Genomic DNA, 16,230 nt, shown 5'->3' with positions numbered 1-16,230 from the left:
CGTCGTCCCCGTGGTGTACTAGGGCACGTGGAACTTCTGCACTCCGGCAAGGTCCGGGACGTCTACGCGGACGGCGACGACCTGATCCTGGTCGCCTCCGACCGGATCTCCGTCTACGACGTGGTGCTGCCCACCCCGATCCCCGACAAGGGGCGGCTGCTCACCGCCCTGTCGCTCTGGTGGTTCGAGCAACTCGCCGACCTGGTGCCGCACCACGTCGTCTCCACCACCGACGTGCCGGCCGAGTTCGCCGGCCGGGCGATCCGCTGCCGCCGGCTGGACATGGTGCCCGTCGAGTGCGTCGCCAGGGGCTACCTGACCGGTGGCGGCCTCAAGGAGTACGAGCGCACCGGCGCGGTCTCCGGCGTGCCACTGCCGCGTGGCCTGGTCGAGGCGTCGATCCTGCCGGAGCCGATCTTCACCCCGTCGACCAAGGCACCGGCCGGGGAGCACGACGAGCCGATCACCTTCGCCGACGTGGTGGACAAGGTGGGTGCGGAGACCGCCGAGCGGCTGCGCCAGATCACCCTGGACGTCTACCGGCGGGGTGCCGAACTCGCCGCCGACCGGGGCATCCTGGTCGCCGACACCAAGATCGAACTGGGCTGGGCGACGGACGGCACCCTGGTTCTCGGCGACGAGGTGCTCACCTCCGACTCGTCCCGCTACTGGCCGGCCGAGTCGTACCAGCCGGGCCGGACCCAGTTCTCCTACGACAAGCAGTACGTGCGGGACTGGGCGACCAGCAGCGGCTGGGACAAGCGGGCCCCCGCACCCGAGGTCCCCGCCGACGTGGTCGAGGCGACCCGGGCCCGTTACGTCGACGTCTACGAACGGTTGACCGGCGAACGCTGGTCCTGACCGGCCGCGTCCCGGCCGGCCCGTGGCGGGACGGCCGGAACGCGGTCAGTTGCCGCCCAGCGCGGTCTTCGGTTCGGCCCGGTAGGAGCGGTCCTCGGCCTGCTTGCCGAGCACACCCCCACCCGGCGTCTCCACACTGAACGCCTGCTCGTCGGTGACGATCCCCGGACCGTCGCGGTGCTCGTCCCGGTCGTCCCGCTTCGCGGCGGTGGTCCGCCGGGGTGTCAGCTCCGGCGGCACCGGCTGACCGCCGCGCGCCCGCCGGGGTGCCGGCTCGGCCGTCGGCCGGCCCCGCAGGGCGCCCGGCACCTCTTCCAGCCGGGACACCCGCCCCCCGGACAGCGGCGCGGCCGGCGCGTCCAGCACCGGCGCGGTCGCCTCCGACCGGCCGTCACCCCACCACTCGCCGCCCGGCGTCGCCGGTTGCGCCGCACCGCCCCGGTCACGGCGCTTCGACCGGGGCGTCCCGGTCACCCCGGCACCCCGGGTCGGGCTGCCCAGCACGGGCGGGGCGGTCCCCGGCCGGATCGGTGTCGAGGCGTCCCCGGCCTGCCCATCGGCGGCGCGACCGGCCCCGCCTGACGTGCGCCGCTGCGGCGGACGTCGGTTCTGCAACACCGGCGCGGTGGTCTCCCCGGCCGGCCGGCCGAACGGGTCCTCGTCGCCGGCACCCGCACGAACGGTGCCCCGCCGGGCCGGGTCCGCCTGCTGCCCGCTGCCCGGCCGGCCGGAGGCCGGGGAGTGCGGGGAACCGGTCGCCGGAGTGCCCCGGGCACCGGCCGGCGGGGCCGCCGTCGACGGGGCACCGGGGCCACGCAGCCCGTTCGGCGGCGCGGTCCGGCCGCCGGTCGGTGGCGGGGTGGCGTTCGCGCCGGGGGAACGCAGCGACGCCTGGGGTGGCTCGCCGACCGCCGGCGCTCCGGCACCGCCGCGCAGCACCCCGCTGCGCAGCCCGGCACGCTCACCGGCGGCCCCGTCGAGGCCCGGTGGCCGGGTCAGCCCGGCCCGGCCCGCGCCGGTGGCGTTGGCGTTCACGCCGCTCGGCCCGGGTGCCCCGGTGGACAGGCCGGGCGGCGGCGCGACCAGCGGCGGCGGCACCACCGGCGGCGGTGCCACGGCGGGACCCGCCCGGTTGCCGGTGTCCGGCGTCGGGGTCGGCGCACCGACCTCCGGGGGCGGCCTGAGCGTGTCCAGCACCTGCCGGGCCAACTGGTCCGGATCATTCGGAGTGGGCCGGGGTACCGGCCGCACCGACGCCGGCGGCGGGGTCGCCCCGACCCCCGGCGGGCGGGCACCGGGCGGCCCCACCGGCGGCGGGGCGCCGACCGGCCCGCGCCACGGCGGGTGACCGACCGGGTTGAGCACCGCGTCCATCGGGAAGAACGGCGGACCGTGCCCGCCACTGACCTTGCTCAACGTGTCGAAGTAGTCGTCGGCGGTGCGTCGGGCCAACTCCTGCGCCCGCCGGTTGTACTCCTCCTGCTTCTCCCGCACCGCCTCGGCCTCGGCCGCCTGGATGCCCTTCTCGCCGTCGTACAGGCCCAGGGTGAAGCCCTGCTTGAAGCCCTCCGAGAACTGCGTCCAGCCGTCGGAGTTCTTCGCGTCGTCGATGGCCTCCCGGTATTCCGTCCAGAGCCGCTCCATCTCCGCCCGGGAGTCGCGGGCGATGCCGACCATCGCCCGCAGCGCGGTCACGTTGTGCTGGGCCGCGTCCATCCACTCGTCGAGGTACGCCAGCGTCTTGCCCGGCCCCGCCTTGAGGAACGCGTCCCGGGCCTGTGGTGACTTCCAGTGCTCGTCGTGCAGGGTCTGGCTGGCGGACAGCAACTGCTGGTGGATGCTCTGCAGCAGGTTGTACGCGTTCTGCCACTGGTCGGCCAGCGCCGAGATGTCCTCCGGATGCTGCCCCAGCACCTGCTGGCGGACCGCCTCGATGGTGGCCCCGCCCTCGCCGCCCGGTGCCGGGGTGAACTTCAGGTCCGGGTTCTCCGGCGGCATGACGTACCGGGTGCCCTCGCCGCGCGGGCCACCGTGCGCGTACGTCGCCTGGGCACCCCAGTAGTCGGCCATGGTGTCCTCCCGGGCTCAGATGCCGTAGTCGTGCTGCTTGATCTCGTCCAGCGCCCGCTTGACGGGGGATTCGGTCAGCTCGGCCGGGTCCACGCCCTCGGTGTCCTGACCGATGTGCAGCTCCTGGGTGACCGTGCCCTTGCCGTCGGTCGTGGTGATCGTGTGCGTCCCGTCGGCGTGCTGCGCGTCGACCCGGGTGGCGGTCGGCTTGTCCCCGGCGTCGAGCTGCTCGCTGGTCACCGTACGACCGCCGTCGACGCCGTACGACGTGGTCTCCCGACTGCCGCCGGTGCGCCGGCCCTCGGCGTCGGTGTTGGTGGTGGTGACCACCGTCGAGTTGCCGGTGACGACCGTGGTCGTCCGGCTGGTGCTGCTGTCGAGCACCTTGCCGGTGGCGTCGGTCGTGGTGGTGACCGTCTCGGTGCCCACGCCGCCGGGCAACGACCGCTGCACGATGGTGCGCACCACGCCGCCGGGGCCGAGCGCGGTGAAGGTGATGCTGCCGTCCGGGGCGACCCGGGGCTGGCCCTGGTCGACGAACTGCTCGGGGGTCGGCGCGGCGTTGGCCTGACCGCTCGACACCGTTTCGAGGTACTGGTCCCACCAGGTCTTGCCGGAGACGAACGGCGGCAGCCCGGCGGGGCGCGGCGCGTCGGCCTCGCCGAAGGCGAACCGGACCGCGTCCAGCGAGGCCGCCGACCAGCCGTCGGTGTTGGCGTAGGCGTCCGCCACCGTCTGCGCGGCCATGCCGATGTTGGTCAGCGCCGCACCCAGGTAGGTCAGGTACTGCTGGAACTCGGCGTAGTTCAGGGTGAGCTGGGTGCGGACGTACACGCCCTCGGGGAGCGCGGCACCCTCCCAGGCGCGGTGCGGCAACTGGCCGAGCTGGCTCAACCGGCCGCCGTGGCTCTGCAGGTTCTCCTGGATGACGACCATGTTCTTGCCGTAGTCGACCAGCCCGTCCGGATCGACGTCGACGGGTTTCTGATCGGCCAGCCAGTCGGTCCTGGTGTTCTGGTCGGTCTCGTGCTGGTACGGGTTGCTGCCGTCGTCCTCCGCCACCGAACCTCCCCTGGTGCGGCGGGCCCCCGCCCGAGTGTCACCGGAAATCGCCCCGAGCGTAACCGCTGCCGACCACCGCCGGGACCCGGTGTCGCCGCTGTCGCCACCCCGACCAGCCACTTCGGACGAAGTGAGGTGGCCCGATTCGTTACGGGGCGCTACCGTCAGGGTCGGCCACGACGGCCACCACCATCAAGGGGACGCTTCCCTGACCGGGGGGCGCAAGCAGAGGAGCGGGTGAGTCCACCTTGACCGACACTCCGGGACTGGGTCAGGTTCACGCCACCCAGGAACAGCTGAACGCGATGGCGAAACGGTGCAACGAGACCGGTGAGGGCCTCGCACTGGGCATGGCGCGGCTCGTCGAACGGGTGCAGGCGCTGGGCGGCAGCGGCATGCGCGGCTCGGCCAACAACGCGCTGCAGGACGTCTCCGTGCAGCTCAACGACGGCCTGAAGAAGATCATCTCGGCGCTCGACGAGCTGTCCGGCAAGATGACCAGCGCCGCCACGCAGTACGGCATGAACGACGAGGACGCCGCGACCGAGATCCGCCAGGCTGCCGCCGAGACCGGCGACGCCAGCGTGATGAGCATCCTGCGCGGCTGACGCCGCCGGTATCCGCCGCGGCCGCGTCGACCCTCCCGGGCGACCCGTGCCGCCGTGACCAGCGAAAGGTGACCTTCCAGTGAGTAGTCCCATCACCTACAACTTCGCCCAGATCTCCGATGTGGCCACCGCCATCGGCACCTACCAGGGCCAGATGGACGGCAGCCTCCAGGACCTCTACACCCAGTTCACCCAGCTCTTCGCGCAGGACTGGCAGGGGCCGGCGGGGCAGGCGTGCGACGAGGCCCGGCAGAAGTGGAACCAGGGCGCAACCGAGATCAAGGAGGCGCTGACCCGGGTCGGCGTGAAGCTCGGCGCGTCGGCCGAGCGGATGCAGCAGGTCGACCAGCAGATCGCCGCCGGCATGTGACCGTCCGGTCCGACCCTCCCGGCCGGGAGGGTCGGACCGGCGGGGCGGCCGGGGCCGGGCCGCCCCGGTTAGGCTGCCCGGCGCAAGGGACCTCGGGGGAGGGGCGATGGAGGAACGACCGAACTTCGGCGCGTTGACCGCCATGATCGGTGACCTCAAGAAGGCCTGGTCCGGAATGGACGACGTGCAGCGCCGGATGCTCCGGGTGACCGGCACCGCCTGGTCGGACGACCGCACCGTCAAGGCGGTCGTCGGCCCCCGGGGGCACCTGCTGGAGCTGGACATCGACCCCCGGGTGTTCCGCAACCCCAACTCCAAGGCGCTGGCCGCCACCATCGTGGCGACCGTCCGGCTCGCCGTGGAGGACGCCGCCGAGCAGTCCAAGGAGATCCTCGACGGCAGCCTCGCCCCCGACCTGCGCCGGCTGGCCCCCGGTGGCGCGCAGCTGGAGAAGCTGCTGCACAGTCACGACGCCGACGTGCGCCTGAAGGGGGACGACGATGAGTAGCTTCGTCGAGATCAAGACGAGCGTCGCCGACATCCTCGGCATCGCCAACCGGCTCCGGATCAACGGCCAGTCGATGCGCACCGCGATGGACGGCAAGCTCGGCGCGGTCACCACGCTGGAGGCCGCGCCCGGGACGCTGCCGCGCGACGAGTTCACCGAGGAGTTCCTCAAGACGTACCACAAGTCGGTCGAGGTTCCCGGCGGTGGTGGGCAGCAGATGAACGAGGCCATCAAGACCACCGTGCCCAAGCTCGGCGAGGCGATGGACAAGCTCGGCGCGTACGTGGCCGACGCCATGTGGAGCTACACCGGCACCGACGACGACAACGCCACCGACATCGACCGGGCCGGTGGCCGGCACTGACCCGAGGCGGCCGGCCGGGGGACCCGACGATGCCGCGGAGGACCCCGCGTGAGCGAGAGTGACCACGCCCTCGCCGAGATCCTGGAGTGGTTCTCCGACCTCGAAGCCGCCATCCCGGGCGTCCGCTCCACCGTCGGTGAGATCCTCATCGGCAAGATCCCCGAGTCGGACATCGACGCCGTCTACGAGCTCTCCGACGCCTGGGGCGCCGCGACGCAGGAACTCGCCGCTTTCTACGAGGAGGCGGTGCACGCCGCCGACGGCATCCTGACCAACTGGAGCGGCGACGGGGCCGCCGAGGTGTTCGCCCGGGAATGGCTCGCCTACCTGGAGTCGCTCGCCGGCACGGTCGACACCCTCGCCTCCATGGAGGAGGCGGTACAGAGCTTCGGTCTCCAGATCGAGCTGATGAAGTTCATGGCCCTGCTCGGCCTGATCATGCTCGCCGTCTCACTGTTCATGCTGGTCGCCGCCGCCATCCCGTCGCTCGGCCTGTCCACCGCCGGCATCCCGGGGGCGTTCGCCGCGTGCCGCGCCGCGATCGGGGCCGCCGCCACCAACGCGGTACGGGCCATCGGCAGCATCTCCGTCCGCGCCGCCCTCGCCGAGGTGACCGCGCTGCTGACCCGTACGCTGCCGACCCTGGTGCGGACCCAGTTGCCGAACCTGGTCCGTACCCAGGTCCCCCGGCTGGTCACCACCCAGCTGCCGCGCTTCGCGCGGACCCAGGTCCCCACCTTCGTCAGGCAGACCCTGCCGACCGTGATCCGGCAGGGCGCCGGCACCCTCGCCCGCAACACCCTGCCGCGCAACGTCATCGCCCGGTCGGTCGCCGACCGGATGGCCGGTCAGTGGCTACGTGGCGTCACCAACCGGGAACTGCTGCGTCAACTCGGCCGGGAGGCCGGGCTGGAGTCCCGCCGGCTGGCCGGGCGCAGCCTGCTCGCCGCCCGCAACCAGCTCGCCCGGGAGATCGAGGAACAGCTGCTACGCAAGTTCGGTGCCCGGGTCGGCACCGACCTCGCCGCCCGTGGTGGCGTACGGCTTGCCGGCACCGAGGCGTTCGAGCAGCTCAGCCGGGCCACCCTGAGCCAGTACGCGACCCGCGAGATCGCCACCACCACCTTCGGCCGGGAACTGACGAAGTACCTGGGCCAGCGGGTGGCGTTCGGGGCGGCGTTCATGGGCGGCGGCAACCTGCTGGGCCAGATGTACCAGATCGCCGGTGGCGAACGGTCCGGTCTCGACCTCGGCCAGCTCGGCGTCTCCACCGTCCAGGGTGGGCTGTTCGGGGCGTCGATGTTCGGCGGCATCCCCGGCCACGTCATCGGCGGTGGGGTCACCGGCGCCCTGGTGACCGGCGCGACCGATGCCGCGCAGGGGAAGTTCGACCTGCAGAACATGCTGCACGGCGGCGCGGAGGGGGCCAAGGCCGGCGTCGTCTTCGGTGTGCAGAACAAACTGGACACCGTCCGGGTCGGCGGGATGAACCTGCGGATCGGGCGCGACGTGATGGTGCTTCCCGAGGGGATGGCCGCCGTCGACCGGGCCGCCGGCCTGCGGGTCACCTACAGCGAGCGGGGCGCGGTCTGGGCCCACGTCGACGGCGACGGCCAACGGCTCGACGGTGGGGCGATCGCCGCCGACGGCACCGTGCTCGCCCGCGACGGCGTCCGGTCACCCGACCCGACGGTGGTCGACGGCGACGGGCCCACCCCCGGCGGCCCGGGTGGCCCGCACCCGCCGCGACCCGAGCTGCCCCCGGCCGACCTGCCGCAACGCACCGACCTGGCGGGTGGCACCGGGGACGGCGGCGGCCCGCGCCAGCCCGCCCACCCCGCACCGGTGCGGACCACGGAGGCGGGGACCCGCCCGGCCGATCCGGCCCGTCCGTCTCTCGACCAGCCCCGCCCGCCTGCCGACCCGGCGCGGTTCGGGGGCGAGCGGACGTCGGGGGAGTGGTCCCGCCCGGGTGGCGACCGGCTGGCGGGGGAGTCGACCCCGCCGGCCGGCGGGCGGACGGCCGGTGACCCGGTGACCCGGCCGACACCTGCCGACACCGCGCCGCCGCGTGGACCCGGCGACGGCGCTCCCATCCGCCCCGACGGACCGTCGCCTGCTCGCGACCTGGACCACGGCAGCCGTGACGCGGGCCCGCCCGGCCGTGATGCGGGCCCGCCCGGCCGTGATGCGGGCCCGCCCGGCCGTGACGCGGGTCCGCCCGGCCGTGACGCGGGTCCGGTCCGGTCCGACGTCGACCCGGTCCGTCCCGACGTCGAGCCGGGACGTCACGAGGTCGGGCGCGAGGGCGAGCCCGTCCGGCGTGGTCCCCAGCCGGCACACCGGGACGTCGAGCCGGGCGGGCGGGACGCCGACTCGGTCCGCCGGGACCCTGACGACGCGCCACCCCCGTTGCCGGCCGGCCGAGCCGACCCACCGGCGACCAGCCTCCGGGACCACCCGGCGGCCACCGGTGCCGACCGGACCGGGCCGGCCACCCACCCGACCGGGATGAACAGGGCAGAGCCCCGCCCGGACCACCCCCCGCCCGACGGCCACCCGGTCACCGACCGCCCCCCGCAGGACCCGCCCCCCGAGGACCGCGGGGCGGAGAACCGGGGGCCCGACGGGCAGGACGCCCAGACCGGAGCCTCGATCCGTCCCCGCGACGAGCTGCGGGCGATGGAATGGGCGGACCGGGCCTACGACCGGTTCCGGGCCGACCCGGGGGACGTCGCGGACATCGCGGCGAACCTCGCCACCGTCGCCCGCCCCGGCGGCACGACAGGGTTCACCCACGCCGAGATCGCCCGGGTGAAACAGCACCTCATGGTCGACGAGCACGTGCTGCGGGACTACCCGGACGGCTGGGTCCGCCGACGCTTCGACGCGGACGAGGACATCGCGGAGGCGTGGATCAGGCTGCGGGAGGGCCGCCCGCTCGAACCCGACCTGGTCCTGCTGGAGCACGAGCTGGCCGAGTCGGGCTACCTGCTGGTGCACCCGGACGCCACCTACCCGGATGCCCACGCGTACGCCCAGAGCCTGTTCAATTGGGAGCGGGTCGCGCCCGGCCGGACCGGAGAGGACCTGGACAACTCGTGGCCGAGGAGAACCGGTGATGGCGATTCTGGTGGACTTCGAAATGGTCCGGGAGGACAGTCGGGAGGTCGAGTACAGCTTCGGCTACCCGGAGAAGGACCGTCGGCTGGTCATCCAGAAGGCGTCCCGGGAGGGCCAGGTGCTGGACGGGCCGGCGGACATGCAGTACAGGAAGGCGTACGGCAAGATCCTGCGGATGCAGGCCGAGACGGCGAACTGGCCGCCGGGGGGCAGCTACGCGGCGTAGCGCAGGGAGACGTCCCGGCCGAGCTGGTGCCGGCCGGGACGCACCCGGTCGGGCCGTCGGTGCCGCTGCCCGAGGCGGTGCGGTCGACGTTCGACGGGCACGTCGGGGAGCTGCTGGCCGGCCGGGACGCCGGCCCGGTCGACCAGCCGTACCGGGCGAGCTGGGACGAGTCGTCCCGCCTGCTCACCGTCGAGTACCCGGACGGGCTGCGCGTCGGGGTGGTACTCCAGGTCAACTCGGCGCTACCACCCGGGCAGCCGGTGGTGCTGCGGCCGGGGATGACGGTCGAGCACGGGCAGTGGGTGCAGCGGGACCCGGCCGGGGTCGTGTTGCCGGAGCACCTGCCGGCCGATCCGGCCGCGCGGGCCGCCTTCGTCGACCGGCAACTCGGCGACGCCTGGCGCACCCTGCACCACGAGATCCACCAGGTGCTCGACCGCCCGGTCGAGCCCGGGCGGGCCGGGACGCCGGTGGACGGCGTACCGGAAGGGGGCCGGGACGGGGCGACGACGCCGGACGGGCCGACGCGACCCGGACCGGCGCGGACGATGCCGGAGCCGGCGCTTGCGGCGCTGGAGGCACCGGTTCGACCCGACCCGCAGGTGCTGGACGCCGACGCGGTCAGCTTCCGGGACGCCACCGCCCCAGCGCCGGCACCACCCCGGCCACTCACCCCGGACACGGTGCGCGGCCTGCTCGCCGACGACCCGACGACCCCCGCGCAGCTGCGCGACTGGGCCCGGGAACACCTGGCGGTGCGCCAGGGGGACGGCTCCTACCTGCCCCGCAGTCAGGCGGAGATCGACGCCGTGGTGGCCCGGCTGCGCGCGGAGACGACCGCGCTGGTCACCCAGCGGACCCCGGCCGACCCGAACGCCGCACCACCCGCCCCCGCCCCGGGGCCGGCCCTCCCGGACACCGCCGAACCGAGACCCGCCGTTCCGGAAGGCACCGCGCCGAGGTCCGTGCCCCCGGACACCGCCGGGCCGAGGTCCGTGCCCCCGGACACCGCCCGGCCGGGGCCCGTGCCCCCGGATACCGCCGCGCCCAGGACCGTCGGCCCGGATGCCGTGCCGCCCGCCGCCGTGCCGGATGCTGCCATGCCGTCGGACGGGTCGCCGCGGGTGGGCGACGAGTTGCCGATCAGCCAGGAACTCGCGCCGAGCCGCAACTTCCCGGCGCACCGCCCCCGGACCGGCGCGGAGCTGCCCGAGCAGGTGCACGAGCTGGTGGACAGGGCGAAGGAGAACCTGCTCGGCCGGTACCCGGAGGCGACGGTGGCCCGCCGGATCGCCGACCTCGACGCGGTCGCCGGGCAGGCCGACCGGTTGCAGGCGGCCGCCGACCGGGCCCGCGACGGCGGCCCGCTCGGTGACGTCGTCCGGGAGGTACGCGCGCTGAGCCGGGCGGTCGACGGGTACGCCGACCGCTACCGCGACTGGCGGGACTTCTCCCGGGGCGGGGAACACGCCGACCCGGGCTGGCGGGACCTGGACGGGGTGGACCCGCTCAACTCCGTCGAGATGGCCCACCGGGTGGTCAGCGTGGACCCGGTCACCCACCGGTTCCACGCCATCGACCAGGCGATCGCGGTGGCGAAGATCGGCGACGTGCTCGGACCGGCCTTCGAGCGGCACGCGGCCGACACCTTCGACCGGCTGATCCCCAAGGACCCGGAGAGCGTCGAGGCGCTGCTCCCACCGGAGCTGCGCCCCCCGGAGCTGGACGCGTGGATCCGCGGGCCGGCGCGCGGCGGTTTCGACACCCGGACCGAGATCCTCTATGTCGACCCCCGCGACGGCGCCACCAACCGACCGATCAGCGCGGTCGCCGCGACCGTCGTGCACGAGAGCATGCACCGGCTCCAGCCCAGCCCCGACGTGGTGGGCGACGTCCTGGCCCAGGGAGTCGCCGAAGGACGCCACGGCGACGACATCGCGGCGCAGGTGCTGGTGCCGTTCCGGTTCGAAGGCGAGTTCCAGGCGTTCGCCGTCCAGCAGCACTTCCTCCGTGGGCTGGCCGGCTTCCGCGCCGCCGACCACGCAGGGGACCCCCGTCTACCCCGCAGTGACGCCTACCAGGAGATGGCCGACTGGACCCCGCAGCAGATGCGGGACTACGTCCTCGACCGGTACGTGCTGGATCCGGCCGAGCGGGCCGTCCTGCCCCGGGAACTGCTCGACCGGACGGTCGACCAACCTGTCGCGCAGATCGTGGAACGGGCCCGCCTGGCCATCGCCGAGGCGAACCATCCGATCCCCGGCGAGCGTCGTGGCGGTGCCTTCCACGGCCCGCTGAGCCGGGAGATCGCCGACCGGTACGGCCTCGACCTCGACGCGATCGGACAGGAGCAGTCGGGACGGTCGCTGCCCGCGCTCCGCGACCGTCCGGCCGCCCCGGACGTGTCGGCCCCACCCCGCTCCGACCCCGGTGCGCCACCGCTCGCCGAGTGGGGGCCGGCACGCGACGGTGGCCCGGCGGACCGGCCGGCGGCCGGACAGCCGGCGCAGCCGGGGCCGGGGCGTCGCCCGGGAGTGCTGGGTCGGGCCCTGCACCGGATCACCGGCCTCCTCGGCGGGGCCGACCCGACCCCGCTCGCGCCGGAGCGGGGAGTGGAACCCCGGCCGGTCACCCCCGAAGCGGGGACGCCGCGACCGGGTGGACCGGGCGAGGGGACCGTCGGATCGTGGACGCCTCCGGCGCGGGCTGCGGACCACCGGGCGTGGGCACCGGAACCGGGGCCGGGCTGGCCCGCTCCGGAGCCGGCCCGCTCGGCAGGCCAGCCGGGTGCGGGGCGCGGGGCGGTCGACGCGGTGGTCCCGGATGCACGGACCCTGCTCGGGCTGACCGAGCGCCGGTGCGTCGTCGACGAGCTGCGGGCGGCGACCGACCCGATCGACCGGGCCCGGCTCCGGGAGGACCTCCACCGGCTCGACGCCGACCTGGCCCGACGCGGCTACCCCGTGCACGAGCTGGAGCAGGTGCCGCAGGCGGACGGGGCGACACCGGCCGACGGGCGGGAGCCCACCCGCACCGACGAGATCTGGTCCGACCCGCCGTGGCGGCGGGAGGACCGGCGTCCCTCGCTCGACGAGCTGATCCCCGGCAGCCGGGAGGAGGCCGACACCTGGGGTGACGCCGTCCGCCGGGAGTTCGCCGACCAGCTCGACGGACGCGAGTTCGCCGGGCTGCGCGTCCGGGTGGACCTGGACGACCCGTACAGCGTCAGTGTGCACCGCGACGAGGTCGTCGTCCGGGCCGCCGTGCACGATCCGGACGGCGTGCCCGTCGGTCGGGTGGTGCGGTCCTTCCACCGCGACCACGACGGCAGCCTCTTCGTCGAACACGTCTCGCTGAAGCTCAGCGAACGGGTCCAGGGGCAGGGCTTCGCCCGGGAGTGGAACGGCCATCTCACCGACTGGTACCGGTACTCCGGCGTCGAACGGGTCGAGGTGCACGCCGCCTCCACCGTCGGCGGGTACGCGTGGGCGCGCGACGGATTCGACTGGGCACCGAACACCGGGCACCGGGCCGAGGGCGTGCTCGACCGGCTCCGACATGAGCTGCGTGCGGTGGACGTCGACATCGCGTCGGCCCGGCGGGCAGCCGACGGCGACGGCCCCGTCGACGTCGACCGGCTCCGGGCACGCTACGGCACCAGCTACCCGGAGCAGGTGCTCACCGAGGCGTACCGGCAGCGGGAGGCGGGACGGGAGATCCTGGACCGGGCCCGCAGCCACCCCTTCGGCAGCGGCCGGTACCCGACGCCGTTCGAGATCAGCCAGGCCGGCTGGGGGGAGCACCACCGGGGGCGGGACGCCTCCTGGATCGGCAAGCGGGCCCTGCTGGGTGCCGACTGGAAGGGCGTCAAGTCGATCAGCGACACCGGCCCGCTGCACCCCCGGTCGGCGTACACCGCCGGGCTGCCCCGGGTGCCCGACCCGTCGGCGATCCACGGACTGCTCCGTGGGGACGGCCCTGCGCCGGTCACCGCCGCCCGGGTGCCCGACGCGCAGTTCCACGGGTACGGCCGGGAGGTGGCTGCGCCGGAACTGGTACGTCGACTCGGCGACGAGGCGTTGCGCCTGCTGATGGACCGGTTGCCGGCGGACGGCACCCTGCGCGGCGTACGGCTGGACCTGACCGCCGTGCCGGCGGACGCCCTGCCCGACGGCGCGGTGGCCCGGTCGGTGCCGGTCGACGCCGACGGCCGGGACCTGCCGCACGGCACCGTGCCACCGGAGGGGGGCGGCTGGCGGATCGAGCTGTCCGACCGGGCTGCCGACATCAACGTGGCGCGGGCCGTCGCCCACGAGGCGGCCGAGTTGGCGGCGATCAGGCAGCGGGCCGCCGGTGGGCTGGACCCGTTCACGCCGGATGCGCTCACCCCGGGCGTGCTGGCCGACGGCACCGGTCCCAGCCCGCACGACCTGGGCCGGCTGGCCGAGGTGGAGGTGCTGGCCGACCTGCTGCGTGACCCGGCGCAGGCGACGTACGCCCGCGTCGAACTGCGGGCCCTGCGCGACCATCTCGGCCTGCATCCGGACGATCCGGGGGCGGCGGCCCGGCTGAGGCTGCTCGACGGGCGGCTCAGCGACGCCGGCCGGGACGCGCTGCTGGGTCGGGAGGGCCCACCGGACGGGCGTGCCGGTCCCGCCGGCGGCGGCCCGTCGGGGCGTGTCCGCGACGGTGACGTGCTGCCGCCGGAGGCGGTCCACCCGGCGAAGCCCACGGGTGACCTGGCCCCGGCGACCTATCCGGCCCGGATCAGCCGGGTGCCGTTCGAGTTCGCGCGGTTCCTGCACGATCCCCGCTGGTCCACGGAGGCGACCCGGTTCGAGCAGCGGTTGGGGGCGCACTACTTCCGCGACCCGCAGGTGCAGGAAACGGTACGGACGGCGCTGACCCGGATGCGGGACATCCTGGTGGCACTGACCGGGCCGGCGCACCCGGGGGAGACCCGCGCCGAGGTGGTCGCCCGGGTGGAGAGCGCCTTCTTCCGGGACGACGCGCCCGACAGCGCCGGTCAGGTGGGCACCTCGGTCAGCTTCGATCGGCTGCTCGCCGAGGGTAACCTCCGGGAGACGATGACCGCCTTCTACAACGCGGCCTACTGCAACTGGAAGAACCCGTACACCCTGTCCCACGCGCTGCTGTCGGTGCTCGACGGGGGCCGGTGGGAGCAGGCCCGGGACGCGGGCGTCGACGTGGCGGCGGTCCGTCGGATGGGGGACCTGCTCGACGGTACGGTGAACCGGCTGATGCCGGACCCACTGCGGGACAGGCTGAAGTTCGGCCGGGACTTCTTCGCCACCGGCAACGTGGCGAGGAACTCGGAGCACGGCATCCGGGACCTGGCCGAGATGACGGCGAGTCAGTCCCCCCGCCGGCCCCGCTCGGATGACGAACAGCTGGCCCTGGCCAACACCCCCGACCACTATGCCCGGCTGGGGACTCCGCTCGGTCGGCTCGAACGAGCGTACGTCGACCAGGTGAACCGGGAGAAGGCCGGCGCTCCGCTCGGCGACCACAGCCTGCTGCCGTGGCGTGAGGGGGCAACCGCGCACGACACCGACCATGGGCCGTGGGCCCGCTGGGTGGGTCGGGACGGCTTCCCGGTCATCGACGGGGTCTCCGGCACCACCGCCCGGATGCTCACCGCCGCCCGGTTCGTGGGGCTCGACGGCCTGCAGACCGAGCGGTTCCTGAGCGGCCTGATGGGCTGGATGCTGCCGGCCCGGGACCATTCGCTCTTCGAGATCCTGCGCGGAGCGGAGATCGCCGGTATCAAGCGGGTGGAGCTGCGCCCGCCCGACAGCCGCCTGACGGCGGTGGACCTCTACCGCAGCCTGCCCGACGTCGACCTGCCCACGCTGCGGGCCGAGGTGACGGTGGACGGGCTCTTCCCCCACGAGGCCCGTTACCTGGATCATGCCGTCGACCCGCACGGTTTCTCGGAGACCCGGCACAAGGTCCCGGCGATCGCGGACCGGCTGTGGCCCCAACTGGACAGCGGCCGGGTGCGGGACGCCGACCTCGCCGGTTGGCTGCGGCGCAACGGCATCGACCCGGCCGACACCGCAGCCGTGCGCAGTCTGGGTCAGCGGCTGTCGAAGCCCCACGTCATGGCGCTGGCCGTCTACACCCGACACAGCCACTACCTGATCAACAACGTGATCCGTACCCACCTGTTCACCGGTGGGGTGGCGGAGCGACCGACGAAGGAGGTGTTCGACCGGAAGGTCGACGAACTCGTCAGGAACTACCTGGGCAATATCGCTGCCGGCACCAAGGCGTTGCCGTTGCCGTTGCTGCTCCGTTCGGTGGTACACGAGGGGCCGGGTCACCTCACCGCACGCTCGCCGCTCAGTGGCCCGGCCGCGCGGTGGGTGCAGGCGCAACGGCGGATGGCGGCGGCCAGGCAGCGGGCGCGGGAACAGCCGGGCGCCCAGAGCGCCGTCGAGCGGGTCCGGGCCGCCCAGGCGCTCGACAGGGCCTGGGACGACCTCACCGGTCGGCTCCGCTCGGTGTCACCCCGGTTGTTCGACGAGGTGCGGTGGCACGCTGACATGGTGCACGACGCGATGATGCAGTTGCCCGCCGTCGGTAGTCCGGACCGGCCGGTGGTCGCCTATCGAGGTGACTGGATCACCCCGGTGTACTCCCCGATCTATGGCAACTCCTGGCTGCCGACCGGTAGGGCGCGGGAGTTCCTCAGCGTCAGTCGCCGCCTCGACGTGGCGGTACGGTTCATGGCCGAGAACCCCGCCTCGGGCGGGAGGATCCTGGTGGTCTACCGGCTCACCGGGCAGCAGGCCCGCGACATATCGGTGTTCTCGTCCTTCGCCGTCGATGAGGAGGCGGTCTTTCCCCCACGCTCGCGGACGCGTCGGACGTCCGATCCTGACCTCGAGGAACAGGTACGGGCCCGGTTGCCTCCCGAGTTCCAGGACAACTGCACGATAATCATCATGGAAGAGACCTGACAGTGATCGATAGTCCTGTATGGGATGAGGCGGACGACCTCTTCGCCGCCGT

Annotated in this window: 8 protein-coding genes; 6 read left to right on the top strand and 2 right to left on the bottom strand. The window is 74.1% G+C overall.

Annotated features, from left to right (window positions below):
* Nucleotides 1-27: 27 nt before the first annotated feature.
* Nucleotides 28-861 carry a phosphoribosylaminoimidazolesuccinocarboxamide synthase gene (locus ACN268_RS16770; protein WP_421483985.1) on the top strand — a complete coding sequence of 278 codons (834 nt, stop codon included), beginning with the start codon at nucleotides 28-30 and terminating at the stop codon, nucleotides 859-861.
* 45 nt (nucleotides 862-906) lie between these two features.
* Here the strand turns inward: ACN268_RS16770 and ACN268_RS16765 are convergent, their stop codons facing one another.
* Nucleotides 907-2,931 carry a hypothetical protein gene (locus ACN268_RS16765; protein ID WP_421483984.1) on the bottom strand — a complete coding sequence of 675 codons (2,025 nt, stop codon included), beginning with the start codon at nucleotides 2,929-2,931 and terminating at the stop codon, nucleotides 907-909.
* Between the two features lie 15 nt (nucleotides 2,932-2,946).
* Nucleotides 2,947-3,993, bottom strand: a complete 1,047-nt coding sequence (locus tag ACN268_RS16760) for a WXG100 family type VII secretion target (protein WP_421483983.1) — start codon at nucleotides 3,991-3,993, stop codon at nucleotides 2,947-2,949.
* Between the two features lie 248 nt (nucleotides 3,994-4,241).
* On the opposite strand from ACN268_RS16760, the gene ACN268_RS16755 reads away from it, so the two are divergent.
* The 5 genes from ACN268_RS16755 (at nucleotide 4,242) to ACN268_RS16735 (ending at nucleotide 16,178) form a co-directional block, all read left to right on the top strand.
* On the top strand, nucleotides 4,242-4,601 hold the full coding sequence (locus ACN268_RS16755; RefSeq protein WP_245854545.1) for a WXG100 family type VII secretion target: 360 nt from the start codon (nucleotides 4,242-4,244) through the stop codon (nucleotides 4,599-4,601).
* Nucleotides 4,602-4,680: 79 nt separating this feature from the next.
* Nucleotides 4,681-4,971 (top strand): WXG100 family type VII secretion target, encoded by a 291-nt coding sequence (locus ACN268_RS16750; protein ID WP_088644222.1) that lies wholly within the window; start codon nucleotides 4,681-4,683, stop codon nucleotides 4,969-4,971.
* A gap of 106 nt (nucleotides 4,972-5,077) precedes the next feature.
* Nucleotides 5,078-5,479 (top strand): YbaB/EbfC family nucleoid-associated protein, encoded by a 402-nt coding sequence (locus ACN268_RS16745; RefSeq protein WP_421483982.1) that lies wholly within the window; start codon nucleotides 5,078-5,080, stop codon nucleotides 5,477-5,479.
* Nucleotides 5,472-5,843, top strand: a complete 372-nt coding sequence (locus tag ACN268_RS16740; protein WP_421483981.1) for a hypothetical protein — start codon at nucleotides 5,472-5,474, stop codon at nucleotides 5,841-5,843. The genes ACN268_RS16745 and ACN268_RS16740 overlap by 8 nt, the downstream gene beginning before the upstream one ends.
* A gap of 48 nt (nucleotides 5,844-5,891) precedes the next feature.
* Nucleotides 5,892-16,178, top strand: a complete 10,287-nt coding sequence (locus ACN268_RS16735; protein WP_421483980.1) for a hypothetical protein — start codon at nucleotides 5,892-5,894, stop codon at nucleotides 16,176-16,178.
* Nucleotides 16,179-16,230: the final 52 nt, after the last annotated feature.

The sequence above is a fragment of the Micromonospora sp. WMMD735 genome (assembly GCF_049178995.1).
Taxonomy (GTDB): domain Bacteria; phylum Actinomycetota; class Actinomycetes; order Mycobacteriales; family Micromonosporaceae; genus Micromonospora; species Micromonospora wenchangensis.
The sequence above is the reverse complement of the archived record's forward strand: the minus strand, read 5'-3'. Positions and strand labels throughout refer to the sequence as shown.

Coding starts and splice junctions, on each gene's coding strand:
- ACN268_RS16765 (WP_421483984.1), bottom strand. CDS start 2,931: ATGGCCGACTACTGGGGTGCCCAGGCGACGTACGCGCACGGTGGCCCG.
- ACN268_RS16745 (WP_421483982.1), top strand. CDS start 5,078: ATGGAGGAACGACCGAACTTCGGCGCGTTGACCGCCATGATCGGTGAC.
- ACN268_RS16740 (WP_421483981.1), top strand. CDS start 5,472: ATGAGTAGCTTCGTCGAGATCAAGACGAGCGTCGCCGACATCCTCGGC.